Source organism: Paractinoplanes durhamensis (genome assembly GCF_016862175.1).
Classification (GTDB): Bacteria; Actinomycetota; Actinomycetes; order Mycobacteriales; family Micromonosporaceae; genus Actinoplanes; species Actinoplanes durhamensis.
In genome coordinates, this window is sequence record NZ_BOML01000033.1 from 52,321 (window position 1) to 64,981 (window position 12,661).

The 12,661-nt window shown below is 70.4% G+C and carries 12 protein-coding genes; 6 read left to right on the forward strand and 6 right to left on the reverse strand.

The genetic code is table 11. The features are described from left to right. From Adu01nite_RS19805 to Adu01nite_RS19815, 3 genes are all read left to right on the forward strand, one after another. Positions 1–390, forward strand: a complete 390-nt coding sequence (locus Adu01nite_RS19805) for a cupin domain-containing protein (RefSeq protein WP_203728386.1) — start codon at positions 1–3, stop codon at positions 388–390. A 163-nt stretch (positions 391–553) separates the two neighbouring features. Continuing rightward, entirely contained in the window at positions 554–1,024 is a 471-nt protein-coding gene (locus Adu01nite_RS19810) for a MarR family winged helix-turn-helix transcriptional regulator (RefSeq protein WP_203728387.1), read from the forward strand. A 41-nt stretch (positions 1,025–1,065) separates the two neighbouring features. Then, a complete protein-coding gene (locus Adu01nite_RS19815) occupies positions 1,066–2,151 on the forward strand; it encodes an S-(hydroxymethyl)mycothiol dehydrogenase (protein ID WP_203728388.1) in 1,086 nt (361 codons plus the stop codon). Here the strand turns inward: Adu01nite_RS19815 and Adu01nite_RS19820 are convergent. Both Adu01nite_RS19820 and Adu01nite_RS19825 read right to left on the reverse strand, forming a co-directional pair. Further along, a complete protein-coding gene (locus Adu01nite_RS19820) occupies positions 2,148–3,482 on the reverse strand; it encodes an MGH1-like glycoside hydrolase domain-containing protein (protein ID WP_239132545.1) in 1,335 nt (444 codons plus the stop codon). The two genes, Adu01nite_RS19815 and Adu01nite_RS19820, sit on opposite strands and share 4 nt — an antisense overlap. Positions 3,483–3,742: 260 nt before the next feature. Further along, complete coding sequence (locus Adu01nite_RS19825) at positions 3,743–4,831, reverse strand: DNA polymerase ligase N-terminal domain-containing protein (protein WP_203728390.1); 1,089 nt, start codon at positions 4,829–4,831, stop codon at positions 3,743–3,745. A gap of 34 nt (positions 4,832–4,865) precedes the next feature. Here Adu01nite_RS19825 and Adu01nite_RS19830 point away from each other — a divergent pair, with 34 nt between their 5' ends. Further along, complete coding sequence (locus Adu01nite_RS19830) at positions 4,866–5,534, forward strand: helix-turn-helix domain-containing protein (RefSeq protein ID WP_203728391.1); 669 nt, start codon at positions 4,866–4,868, stop codon at positions 5,532–5,534. Here Adu01nite_RS19830 and Adu01nite_RS19835 read toward each other — a convergent pair. Further along, a complete protein-coding gene (locus Adu01nite_RS19835) occupies positions 5,524–5,919 on the reverse strand; it encodes a VOC family protein (RefSeq protein ID WP_203728392.1) in 396 nt (131 codons plus the stop codon). The two genes, Adu01nite_RS19830 and Adu01nite_RS19835, sit on opposite strands and share 11 nt — an antisense overlap. 129 nt (positions 5,920–6,048) lie before the next feature. Here Adu01nite_RS19835 and Adu01nite_RS19840 point away from each other — a divergent pair, with 129 nt between their 5' ends. Further along, positions 6,049–7,164, forward strand: a complete 1,116-nt coding sequence (locus Adu01nite_RS19840; RefSeq protein ID WP_379138189.1) for an FAD-dependent monooxygenase — start codon at positions 6,049–6,051, stop codon at positions 7,162–7,164. 122 nt (positions 7,165–7,286) lie between these two features. Next, positions 7,287–9,041 carry an aa3-type cytochrome oxidase subunit I gene (gene ctaD, locus Adu01nite_RS19845; RefSeq protein WP_203728394.1) on the forward strand — a complete coding sequence of 585 codons (1,755 nt, stop codon included), beginning with the start codon at positions 7,287–7,289 and terminating at the stop codon, positions 9,039–9,041. Positions 9,042–9,505: 464 nt separating this feature from the next. Here the strand turns inward: ctaD and Adu01nite_RS48950 are convergent, their stop codons facing one another. From Adu01nite_RS48950 to Adu01nite_RS19860, 3 genes are all read right to left on the reverse strand, one after another. Continuing rightward, entirely contained in the window at positions 9,506–10,438 is a 933-nt protein-coding gene (locus Adu01nite_RS48950; RefSeq protein WP_344518891.1) for a TetR/AcrR family transcriptional regulator, read from the reverse strand. Further along, on the reverse strand, positions 10,435–10,755 hold the full coding sequence (locus tag Adu01nite_RS19855) for a DMT family transporter (protein ID WP_239132546.1): 321 nt from the start codon (positions 10,753–10,755) through the stop codon (positions 10,435–10,437). Before Adu01nite_RS19855 ends, Adu01nite_RS48950 begins: the two co-directional genes overlap by 4 nt. A gap of 480 nt (positions 10,756–11,235) precedes the next feature. Further along, on the reverse strand, positions 11,236–12,606 hold the full coding sequence (locus Adu01nite_RS19860) for an MFS transporter (protein ID WP_203728396.1): 1,371 nt from the start codon (positions 12,604–12,606) through the stop codon (positions 11,236–11,238). Positions 12,607–12,661 lie beyond the last annotated feature (55 nt).

Genomic DNA, 12,661 nt, shown 5'->3' on the forward strand with positions numbered 1-12,661 from the left:
ATGGAACACTTCACGATCGCCACCGTCGCGGAGAAGAGCCCCGATTTCCGTCGCGTCCTGTGGACCGGTAAGCACACCCAACTCGTCGTCATGACCATCCCGCCGAAGGGCGAGATCGGCGAGGAGGTCCACGAGGTGGACCAGATCCTCACCTTCGTGAGCGGGGTCGGCAAGGCCGTCGTCTCCGGCCAGGAGCGCAACATCGCCCAGGGTGACCTGGTCGTGGTGCCGGCCGGCCGGACCCACAACTTCGTCAACACCGGCGAGAACCCGCTGGTCCTCTACACCGTCTACGGCCCGCCGGAGCACGCCGACGGCGCGGTGCACAAGACGAAGGAAGAAGCGGACCGTCTGGAGGAAGCAGGGAAGGACGAGCCTCCGCAGAACTGACACGTCGCCGGGACCGGCCGAGGCCCCCCAGCCAGCCGGTCCCGGCGACGCGCCGAGGCGACATTACTCGTGGTGGTCAATGCCATCGATCGACGTGCCCGTTTGGCGGCCGTCCCGTTGCCCCAATGAGATACTTCTGGCCGTCTGCCGATAACCTTCCACCATGGACGAGCCCAGATGGTTGACCGATGAGCAGCAGTTGGCCTGGCGCCGCTGCATCGAGGTGCTCGTCAAGGTCCCGGCCGCGCTCGAGACCCAGCTGCAGCGGGATGCCGGGCTCACCCACATGGGCTACATCGTGCTCTCCACGCTCTCCGAACGGCCCGACCGCCGGCTGGCGATGAGCCGTCTCGCCAAGCTCGCCTCGGCCTCGCTGTCCCGCCTGTCCCACGTGGTGGCCCGGCTGGAGGCCAACGGCTGGGTGCAGCGCGAGCGGGACGCCGAGGACGGCCGGGTGCAGATCGCGGTGCTCACCGACGCCGGCTACGACAAGCTCGTCGCCTCCGCGCCCGGCCACGCCGAGGCCGTCCAGCAGCTGATCTTCGACCGGCTGACCCCGGCCCAGGTGCGCCAGCTGACCAAACTTGCCGACGCCCTCCTGGAGACACCGGTCGAGGTCCGGCCGCCCGCCTAATACGCTGGTGATCTGGTCAGCGAAGACGGAAGGTGCGACGGATGAGTCAGCAGGTACGGGGCGTGATCGCCCGGTCCAAGGGGGCACCGGTCGAGGTAGCGACGATCATCGTTCCCGACCCGGGCCCCGGCGAGGCGGTCGTGAAGGTCCAGGCGTGCGGGGTGTGCCACACCGACCTGCACTATCGCGAGGGCGGCATCAACGACGACTTCCCGTTCCTGCTCGGCCACGAGGCCGCGGGCGTGGTCGAGTCGGTCGGCGAGGGCGTCACCGACGTCGCGCCCGGTGATTTCGTGGTGCTCAACTGGCGGGCGGTCTGCGGCAACTGCCGGGCCTGCCTGCGCGGCAAGCCGTGGTATTGCTTCGCCACCCACAACGCCACCCAGAAGATGACGCTGGAGGACGGCACCGAGTTGTCGCCGGCCCTGGGGATCGGCGCGTTCATCGAGAAGACGCTGGTCGCGGCCGGCCAGTGCACGAAGGTCGCGGCCGACGCCCGGCCGGCGGCGGTGGGCCTGCTCGGCTGCGGTGTGATGGCCGGCATCGGCGCGGCGATCAACACCGGCGGCGTCACCCGGGGCGACTCGGTCGCGGTGATCGGCTGCGGCGGGGTGGGCGACGGTGCGATCGCCGGCGCCGCGCTGGCGGGGGCGACGACGATCATCGCGGTCGACACCGACGACCAGAAGCTCGAGTGGGCTTCTTCTTTTGGTGCGACGCACACGATCAACGCGCGCGGCGCCGACGTCGTTGCCGAGATCCAGGCTTTGACCGGCGGCAACGGTGCCGATGTCGTGATCGAGGCGGTCGGCCGGCCCGAGACGTACAAGCAGGCGTTTTATGCTCGTGATCTGGCCGGGACCGTGGTCCTGGTCGGGGTGCCCACCCCGGAGATGACGATCGAGCTGCCGCTGCTCGACGTGTTCGGCCGCGGTGGCGCGCTCAAGTCCAGTTGGTACGGCGACTGCCTGCCGACCCGGGACTTCCCGATGCTGACCGCGCTCTACCAGCAGGGCCGCCTCGACCTGGACGCGTTCGTCTCCGAGGAGATCACGCTGGACCAGGTCGAGGAGGCCTTCGGCAAGATGCACGGCGGAGGCGTACTCCGCTCGGTCGTTTTGTTCTAACCGGCTTTTACGTAGGTCGGCACTGATCGGTCGGCCAGCAGGTCGAGGGAGAGGGCCGCGGTCCAGCTGAATGTCGGCGCGCCGAGGCCCTCACCCGTGGCCGGGTGGAAGTACTCGAAGTGCCCGTTGCGGTGCACCAGCCGGACCATCGCCAGCCGCAGCTCCTCGGCCTCGTCCCGGAAGCCGTGCACCAGCAGACCGCGCCGGATCAGCCAGTTCACGTTGATCCAGACCGGGCCGCGCCAGTAGCGCATCGTGTCGAAATCGGCCGCGGTCCGGTCGTAGCTCGGCACCGGCAGCCCGAACCGCTCCGACCGCATCTCCGTCATGATCGACTCGACGAGCTCGGCGGGCAGGTCGGGCAGCATCAACGGCAGCAGGCCGCTCACGCAGTTCGCCGGGCTGAGCTTGCCGGTGTGCACGTCCAGGGCGTGGAAGGTGCCGGTCGCCGGGTTCCACAGCCGCTTCACGATGGCCGTGGTGAGCTGTTCGGCCCGGTCGCGGTGCGCGGCCGCCTCGGCCGGAAGCCCCAGCTCGCGGGCGATCTGGGCGAGCGACAGCTCGGCGGCGGCCAGGATCGAGTTGAACGCCGGGCACTCCACCGCGAACGCGTGCCGGTCGAGCAGGCCGGCGTCCGCGTAGCCGTCGGCCCGGTAGCTGAGCACCAGGCCCACGTACCGCGAGTAGTCCAGGTCGGTCGGGCGGTGCGCGGCGTGCGAGACGTCCAGGTCGCGGCGCCGGTGGGTGGTCAGCAGGGCCAGGTCGGCGGGCACGTTCGCCATCGCCTCGTCCCAGGCCGGGCTGTTGTCCAGACCCGACTCCCACGGGTGCACGATGCTGGCCAGCCCGCCGCGACCCAGGTTGCGGTCGGTGGTGAGGTAGCGCTGCTGGGCGACCAGGCGCGGGTAGAGCCACTCGAGCTCGGTGCGGGCCTCCTGGCCGCAGTTCGCGCCGTGCGCCGACGCGCGCCGGTAGACCTCCCACGCGGCGATCGCGTGCATCGGCGGCTGGATGATGCCGGTGCTGCCGCGGGCGGCCCGGTTGCCGTAGGCCGGCACGTCCCAGAACGCCGGGCCCGGGAAGTAGTCGCCCTCGGCGGTGGCCGGGTCGAAGACGATGTGCGGCACGCGGCCGTCCGGCCACTGCGCCTCGAACAGGCTCCGCAGGTCACGCCAGGCTCGGGTCGGGTTCACGTAGGCCAGACCGATGGCGATGAAGGCGGCGTCCCAGCTCCACTGATGGGGATAGAGACGGCGGGAGGGGACCATGTGGTCGCCGGCCCAGTTGGTGTCGAGCACGCGGACGGCGGAATTCCAGAGTTCGGCAGACATCTCAGTCTTCGAGGCAGGGGTCGGGGGAAGGTTGTCGTGCATCTGGTCAGAACCCTTTCCGCTGCGATGGGGTCCCGTCAGGGAACCGGTAGGTCGCGGTCGCGGCACGGACCATGGGTGCGCCGGGCGTCCAGATCACCCATCGGCGGCTTCGGCGCTGAACTTTAGCCGCGTTCGCGCTCGCGGTCTGCATCCGGACGGTCCGATTCCGCCAGGCCGCTCGATCTCATCCCATTCCGAAGCGACGCGTGTTCAACCTGTCATCCGGAGTGATTTTCGTGGCCCTGGACGGCGATCTCCCGCCAGAGATCGCTGCGCTCGCCCGACAAATAGGGCGAATCGAGCCGCTTGGCCACCACCGTGTGTAGTCCCTGGGTGCGGGCCGTCTCCACCGCGAACGGCCCGCCACCAGGGAAATACGGTGGCGTCTGCCAGTGCTCGCCGGCCACCGCCAGCCCGTCCAGCAGTTCACGGCGCTGCGCGTACGCGATCTCCGCCGTGCCGTGCCCCTCCAGCCAGAGCAGGTCGAACGCGAGGAACTGCACGGGCGTGCGCTCGGCCGCGCGCCGCGCCGCCCCGGCGTCCTTCGGCGCCTTACGGCGATCGAGCAGCTTGGCGTCCGGTCGCGGTCCGTCGAACGCCATCAGCTCACCGTCGAAGACGGCTTCGATCGGCGCGAGCGCCGGCCCGAGAGCCCGGATCTCCGGAAACCACGAGGTCACATCGGCTCCGCCGGCTTCCATCAGACGTACGCGTCCACCTGAGACGTACGCTCCGACGCGCCGACCACCCCACCCCATTTCGTACGCCCAGAGGTCGTCGTCCTTCGGAAGTCTTTTGTTCTGGGCGGCGAGCATCGGCGGCACCACCTCGGGCATCGGCTCCCAGCCCGGCTCGGGCGGATCCATCCGGCGGACCATCCAGTCGGCGCCGCCGGTCTGGAAGAAGATGTACCGCCCGGTCGCCCGGTCGCCGTGGAAGGTCACCTCGACCTCGTCGTCGCGCCACTTCGTGGTGTCGTAGGTGCCCCGGTCGAAGATCGTCATCCGGCCGCCGCCGTACTCGCCGGCCGGGATCTCACCGCTGAAGTCCAGGTACTCGAGCGGGTGGTCCTCGGTGTGTTTGGCCAGGTTGTTGCGGGTGCGGTCGCGGGGCAGGCCACGCGGGACGGCGAAGCTGACCAGCACGCCGTCGCGTTCGAGGCGGACGTCCCAGTGCAGGCTGCGGGCGTGGTGCTGCTGGATGACGAACCGGTTCCGCCCGGTCTCGCCCGGATGACTCGCCGGAACCGGCTCGGGGGTGCGTTTTTCGTCGCGTTTGCGGCGGTATTCGCCGAGCCGGTCCGTCATAGTTTTTGTCATACCCCAGTGCCAGGCTGTCCGCATGTACTCGGAACGGGCGTCGTCGTTGCCGCACGTGGTGGCCTGGTGGAGTGTGACCCCACCGGGAGCGCGCGAGAAACGCATCCTGCCGGACGGATGTCTCGACATCATCTGGCAGGACGGGCGGGTCTTCGTGGCCGGGCCCGACACGACCGCGCAGATCGGTCGTCCGGCACCGGGGAGCCGGCTGTTCGCGCTGCGGTTCGGCGCCGGCACCGGGCCGCCGGTGCTCGGGGTGCCCGCGTCCGAGCTCGTCGACCGGCAGGTGCCGCTCGACGACCTGTGGCCGGCGGCCGCCGTGCGACCACTGGCCGAAGCGGACGATCCGCTGGCGGCGATCACCGAGTCCGCCCGTCGTCGCTGGTCGGAGCCCGATCCGGTGACGGTCGCGCTGGCCTCGGCGGCCACCGCCGGGCGGCCGGTCGACGAGATCGCCTCCCGCTGCGGCCTGAGCAACCGCCAGTTGCTGCGCCGGAGCAACACCGCGTTCGGATATGGGCCGAAGACGCTGGCCCGGATCCTCCGGATGCAGCGGGCGGTCGGGCTGGCCCGGGGCGGTGTGTCGTTCGCCTCCGTCTCGGCCTCGGCCGGCTACGCCGACCAGGCCCACCTCGCTCGGGAGGTGCGGGCCATGGCCGGGGTGCCGCTGGGTGCCTTGATCAGTTCTTGAACCATGCGAAGAGGTCAACCGTGTAACCGTCCGGATCGTGCACGACGGCGTAACGCTGACCCCACTCGGCGTCCCACGGCTCCTGGTAGCTGCGGTAACCGGCCGCCATCAGGTCGGCGTGCACCGCGTCCACTTCGGCCGGGTCGGCGCAGAGGAAGGCGAGGCTCGGCCCGGTCTTCGTTGCCCCCGGGGCGAAGTTGGGGTCGATCGAGGCGAGCAGCGCCTCGGTGTCGAACATGAGCCGGATGCCGCCGGGCAGCTCCACTTCGGCGTGCGGCTCGTGATCAGCCTCGGCCGGGAGGTCGAGGCCCAGACGGCGATAGAAGGTGAGGGAGGTTGCCATGTCGGCCACACCGAGGCCGATTCCGTTGATGTTCGGTGCCATGAGGTCGACGCTACGAGCTGACTTCGGCGATGTCTTGAACAAATCGGACTCGAGGATGATCGAGGGTTTCCCGCCTCGGTGGCTAGGGGTAGTGTTCTGGCTCCGACGCGTGTCCGACCCCTGGGAGGCATTGCCGCGATGACCTTGCGCATCCTCGTGGTGGGGGCCGGAATTGCCGGTCTTTCCGCCGCCCGGGCGCTGCGGCTCGCCGGCTACCGGCCGGATGTTGTCGAAGAGTTGCCCGCCAGCATGCTGCCCAGCGCGGGCATCTACCTGCCCGGCAACGCTTCGCGAGCGCTGCGCCAGCTCGGCCTCGACGCCCCGCTGCGTCCCCTCGGCGACCTGATCTTCCGGCAGGTGTTCCTCGACGCCCGCGGCCGCTCGCTGTTCGAGATGGACGTGGCCGGCCTCTGGGCCGGGGTGGGTGAGTCCCGCGCGCTGTCCCGGGCCGACCTGCAGCAGGTGCTGCTCACCGGGGTCGGCGGCGAGGTCCGCTACGACACCGCGGTCAAGGAGCTGGAGATCTTCGACGGCGCCGCCAAGGTCGAGTTCAGCGATGGCAGCGTCGCCGAATACGACCTGGTCATCGGCGCCGACGGCCGGCGGTCCACGATCCGGGCCAAGGCCGGGCTCGGCGGTGCCGCGGTGCCCACCGGGCAGATCGTCTACCGGTCGGTGGTCAGCGGCGGCCCACCGCTCAGCGACTGGACCGCGCTGCTCGGCCGGCGGTCGTCGTTCACCGCCATGCCGATGGGCGGCCGCAGGCTCTACTGCTACGCCGACGAGACCGCCCCCGACACGCCCAACCCGGCCGACCCGCGGGCGCACCTGCGCACCATTTTCGGATCGTTCGGCGGTCCGGTGCCGGCCATCCTCGCCGCCCTGGAAAACGTGTCGGTGGCCCGCACCGACGAGGTCGTCCTGGACAGCTGGCACCGCGGCCCGGTCCTGCTCGTCGGGGACGCGGCACACGCGACGGCGCCGACCCTCTCCCAGGGTGCGGCCATGTCCTTCGAGGACGCTGTCGTGCTCGGCGCCGAGTTGAAACGCTCCGGAGGGGACGTTCCGGCCGCGCTCCAGGCCTACGAGGCGCGCCGCCGCCCCCGGTGCGGTGCCGTGCGCGACCGCACCCGGGAGCGCGACCGCACCCGGGACGTGCCGCCGGCCCTGCGTGATCCGATGCTCCGGAGGCGGGGCCTGCGGATCTTCGCAGATCATTACCGGCCGTTGGTCCCGCCCGCCTGAGGACGATCACCCCTGGGCAACCCCCCGGTCGCGTGAGGCGCGTGGGGGACTATTCTGCCTGCGAGGTACGCCTTTCGCTTTGGGCGTACTGAGCGGTACGAACGAGACAACGGAGGCTATTCGTGACGACCGTTGCGCCTAAGCCGATCGTGACCCGGCCCTATCCGGTCCGGCGGCAGGTCAAGGGTTCGGCTCTTGCCCGAATCCTGCGCACGACGGACGCGAAGCAAATCGGGATCATGTACCTGATCACGTCCTTCGTGTTCTTCATGCTCGGCGGCCTGATGGCGCTGCTGATGCGCGCGGAGCTGGCCCGCCCGGGCATGCAGTTCCTCTCGCCGGAGCAGTACAACCAGCTGTTCACGATGCACGGCACGATCATGCTGCTGTTCTTCGCGACGCCGATCGTGTTCGCCTTCGCGAACTTCGTGGTGCCGATCCAGATCGGCGCGCCCGACGTGTCGTTCCCCCGGCTGAACTCGTTCGCCTACTGGCTCTACCTGTTCGGCGGCACGATCGCCATCAGCGGGTTCCTCACCCCCGGTGGCGCGGCCGACTTCGGCTGGTTCGCCTACGCCCCGCTGAGCGACTCGCTGCACTCGCCGGGCATCGGCGGCAACATGTGGGTGGTCGGCCTGGCGCTCTCCGGCCTGGGCACCATCCTCGGTGGCGTCAACATGATCACCACGATCCTGACCCTGCGCGCCCCCGGCATGACCATGTTCCGCATGCCGATCATGACGTGGAACATTCTGGTCACCAGCCTCCTGGTGATCATGGTCTTCCCGTTCCTGGCCGCCGCGCTCTTCGCCTTGGCTGCCGACCGTGTCCTCGGTGCCCACGTGTTCGACGTGGATACCGGCGGGCCGATGCTCTGGCAGCACCTGTTCTGGTTCTTCGGCCATCCCGAGGTCTACATCATCGCCCTGCCGTTCTTCGGCATCATCACCGAGGTCATCCCGGTGTTCAGCCGCAAGCCGGTCTTCGGCTACAAGGGCCTGGTCGCCGCGACCCTGCTGATCGGCGCGCTGTCGATGAGCGTGTGGGCGCACCACATGTTCGTCACCGGCCAGGTGCTGCTGCCGTTCTTCAGCTTCCTGAGCTTCCTGATCGCGGTGCCGACCGGGATGAAGTTCTTCGTCTGGATCGGCACCATGTGGCGCGGCCAGATCAGCTTCGAGACGCCGATGATGTTCGCCATCGGCTTCCTGGTGACGTTCCTCTTCGGCGGTCTGTCCGGGGTGCTGCTGGCGTCGCCGCCGATCGACTTCCATGTGTCCGACTCGTACTTCGTGATCGCGCACTTCCACTACGTACTCTTCGGAACCATCGTTTTCGCCGTCTTTTCGGGGATCTATTTCTGGTTCCCGAAGATGTTCGGCCGGATGCTCGACGACCGCCTGGGCAAGGTCCACTTCTGGTTGACCTTCATCGGCTTCCACGCGACGTTCCTGGTGCAGCACTGGCTGGGCACCGAGGGCATGCCGCGCCGCTACGCCGACTACCTGCCGTCGGACGGGTTCACGTTCCTGAACACGTTCTCGACGCTCGGCTCGTTCGTGCTGGGCCTGTCGACGCTGCCGTTCCTCTACAACTGCTGGAAGTCCTACAAGGTCGGCCAGGTGGTCAACGTGGACGACCCGTGGGGGCACGGCAACTCGCTGGAGTGGGCCACGTCGTCCCCGCCGCCGCTGCGCAACTTCGACCGGATGCCGCGCATCCGTTCCGAGCGCCCGGCCTTCGACGTGAAGTTCCCGGAGCTGGCGGCCGGCCACTCGCTGGCGGGCCCGCCGGAGGGCGGCGCCCGAGTCCTGACGAGCGAGTCCGACGGCGGCGCCTCCTATGAGGAAGACACCGCCTCCGACCGCGACCGCTGAGTTTCTCGCACCACACGGCCCGCTTTCCCACTGGGGAGGGCGGGCCGAGTGCTTTTCGGCCTCACCTCATCGCCGCGAGCCAACCCGACCACATCCGTCCGTCGCGCTGCTGCGCCGGCCCGTCGCGCTGCTGCGCCGGCCTGCCGCGCTGCTGCGCCGGCCTGCCGCGCGTTACGCGTCCCGCCTTCCGCGCTGAGCGGGCAAGAGGCGGTGGGGAGCCGAGAGGTGCTGACCGAAGCCGGAAACACCGTTCGTGTTGCGGACCCGGCGGAGGAGCATGCCTGGTCAGGCCACCAGTTCGGCCACGGCGATCACGTCCAGGCTGCGCTGGCTCGGCGGAGCGCGGGCAGGGGATGCGCAGGCGCATGACGGAAATCAGTGGGTCCGGGCTGCACGAGCTCATGCCTGGATCCGGCAGGCAGGGCCTGCGCGGCTCGGCGGCGGCGGGTCTGTTTGCCGGTCCGTCAGGGCGTGGAGAGGCGGCGGATGGCGGCCTTCAGGGCTGGGGCGTTCAGCGGGCGGTTGGTCGTCAGCATGTGGAGCATGGTGCCGTCCAGCAGCGCCGAGATGTCGTGGGCCGGCTGCTCGCCGACGTGCGGGGCGAGGAGTTCGTGCAGGCCCTGAAGCCAGTCGCGGCCCAGCGGCTGTAGTGCCGCGTCGCGGGCGGCGGCCACGCACAGCTCGAACTCGATCTGGGCCCGGCGGCGATCGGCCATGTATTCGTCGACCAGCGTGGCCAGGGCCTCGGCCAGGTCGGTGGCGTTTTCCAGGCCCTCGGCCCACCGGCGCAGGTCGGCCTCCTGGTCCGCGGCGGCCTTCTGCAGGGCCGCGGCGATCAGGGCGTCGAGCGTCGGGAAGTAATAGGTGGTGGCGCCGAGCGGGAGATCGGCGCGGGCCGCGACCGCCCGGTGCGTGGTCCGCCCGATGCCGACCTCGGCGATGACCTCGATCGTCGCCGCGGCCAGAGCTTCCCGCCGCGCCTGCGGATCACGGGCCCGCCGCCCCGCCGGAGCGCTCGCAACCAGAGCCGCCGGAGCCCTCGCAGCCGGAGAGCTCGCAGCCGGAGCCGCCGGAGCGCTTGCCGCCGGAGCGCTCGCAGCCGGAGCGCTCGCAGCCGGAGCCGCCGGAGTGCTCGCCGCCGGAGTTCCTGCCGTCTCGGCGCCTGCGACCGGTGCCGCTTGGGCGCCTGTTGCTGGAGCTTGTGCGGCTGGGGCTGCCGGGGCAGCCGATGCTGGCGGGGCGGTTGGGGTGGCCGGTCCCGCCGGAGTGCCCTCTGCGGCGGAAGCCGCCGGGGCCGCCTGAGTCGCTGCCGGGACGGCCGATGCCTTCGCAGCGGGTAAAGCGTCGCTCTTGGGGGCGGCGCTGGTGGTGGGTGGGTGGCTGGGGGTGGGGCTCAGTGGGCACCGCCGAGGTTGAGGGTTACCACGCCCGCGATGATCAGGCTTACGCCTGCCACCTTGATCAGCGTGATGGGCTCGCCCAGGAAGGCCGCGCCGATGGCGACGATCGCGGCGGTGCCCAGGGCTGACCACAGAGCGTAGGCCACGCCGACCGGGACGCCCTTCACCGCCTGGGACAGGGCGACCAGCGAGAACGCATAGCCGGCTATGCAGGCCACGGTGGGCCAGAGCCGGGTGAATCCCTCGGTCGACTTCATCAGGCTGGTAGCGACGATCTCTGCGGCTATGGCAGCCAGCAGGTACACGTACGACACGATCACACCTCTTCTTGTACGTTTGTACAAGTACGATCGTACAACAGCTCTGAGGAAAGCTCATCTCTTGGTTTTGGCGGCCGATGAAGAGGGGTTCCGGCCGGTCGGGCGCGTGAAAATGAGCCGAGCGGAGCCGGACACACCGAGCAGAGCCGGGGACAAACCGAGCAGAGCCGGACAAACCGAGCAGAGCCGGACGCGCCGAGCCGCGACGGACGCGCCGAGCCGTGGCGGACGCGCCGAGCCGTGGCGGACGCGCCGAGCCGTGGCGGACGCGCCGGGCGGAGTCGGACACATCGAGCGGAGCCGGACGTGCCGAGCCGTGGCGGACGCGCCGAGCCGTGGCGGACGCGCCGGGCGGAGCCGGACACACCGAGCGGAGACGGACGCGCCGAGCCGGACGCGCAGGACCCGCCCTGAGCCAAGCAGGACCGGCCGAGCCGGACCCGGCCGGCTAGGGCGGGGCCGTTTGAGTGGGCGTCAGTGGTGGCCGGCGGGGCTGGGGATGGTCTCCCGCGATTGGCGGGGGATTGCCCCGGCCGGGCCGGCGGCGCCGGCGGCCAACGTGTCGGCGGCCAACGTGTCGGCGGCCAACGTGTCGGCGGCCGAGGTGTCGGCGGCCGAGGTGTCGGCTGCGTGTAGAGACGGCGCTGGGGTGCTGGTGTCGGCGGTGAATGCGTCTCGGCGGCGGCGTAGCAGCTCGATCGGGATCACCGCCAGGGCGATCAGCGTGCCGACGCCGCCGACAGCTACGAAACCCCACACTGGGGACCACGTGTCGGCCGCCAGGCCCGCCAGTGGGCCGCCCAGTGCTACGCCGACCGTCAGCGACGAATTGTGCAGGCCCATCGCCTCGCCTCGGGCCGACGCCGGGGTCATCCGGCTCACCGCGTCGGCGCTCGCCGTGATGGTGGGGGCGCACAGGGCGCCGCAGGGGATCAGCAGGATGGCCAGCAGCCACCAATGGGCGCCGCCGAGGGCGACCGCCATGGTGAGCACGGCCATCGGGGCCAGCAGCGCCACGGCGGGCAGCCGGCGGCTCATCGTGCCGTAGGCGAAGCCGCCCAGCAGTGAGTAGAGCGCCCACAGGGTCATCACCGGGCCGGTCCAGCCGACCTCGCCGCTCTCCCGCAGCACCGCCACCACCGTCACATCGGTGCCGGAGAGGACCAGGGTGGCGGCCATCGTCACGGCCAGGATCGCCACGAAGCGCGGGCTCAGCCACGAGCGGCGGGGGACGCGCTCGCCGGACGCCACCGGTGTCTCGTGTGCGGCGCGGACCGGCGGGTTGAGCAGCCACAGGCCGATGCCGGACAGCAGGATGCCGCCGCCGATGGTGAGCATGGCGACGCGCGGGCCGGGGCCGGTGGCGATCAGGACGCCCAGGGCCGGGCCGGTCATGAAGGAGAGCTCGGTGGTGATCGAGTCGAGGGCGAAGGCGGGGAGCCGCTGGGCCTCGGGGGTCAGCGCGGCGATCGACTGGCGGGCCACGGCGAACGCGGGCAGCGCCAGGAAGCCGCCGAACAGGGCCATGATCAGCAGCGTCAGATAGGGCACGCCCTGGGCCACCGACCAGAAGATGACCTCGGCCACCGTGGTCAGGACCAGGACCGGGCGCAGGCCCTTGCGGTCGATCAAGCGGCCCATCACCGGCGCGCCGACCGAGCCGCCGATGGTGAAGGCCGCGCCGACCAGGCCGGCGGCGGCGTAATTCTGGTCGAGGTCGGCGACCACGTGCAGGGTCAGGACGACGGCGCTGGCCGCGATCGGGATGCGGGCCAGCGTCGCCACGGTCAGCAGCGACTTGATCCGGGGTAACGCGAGTGTTTCGCGGTAAGGCGTGAGCAGCATGTGGTTCCTGACCTCCGCCCGACATCCTGCCTCGGGGGTACGACAGAAAACCAAC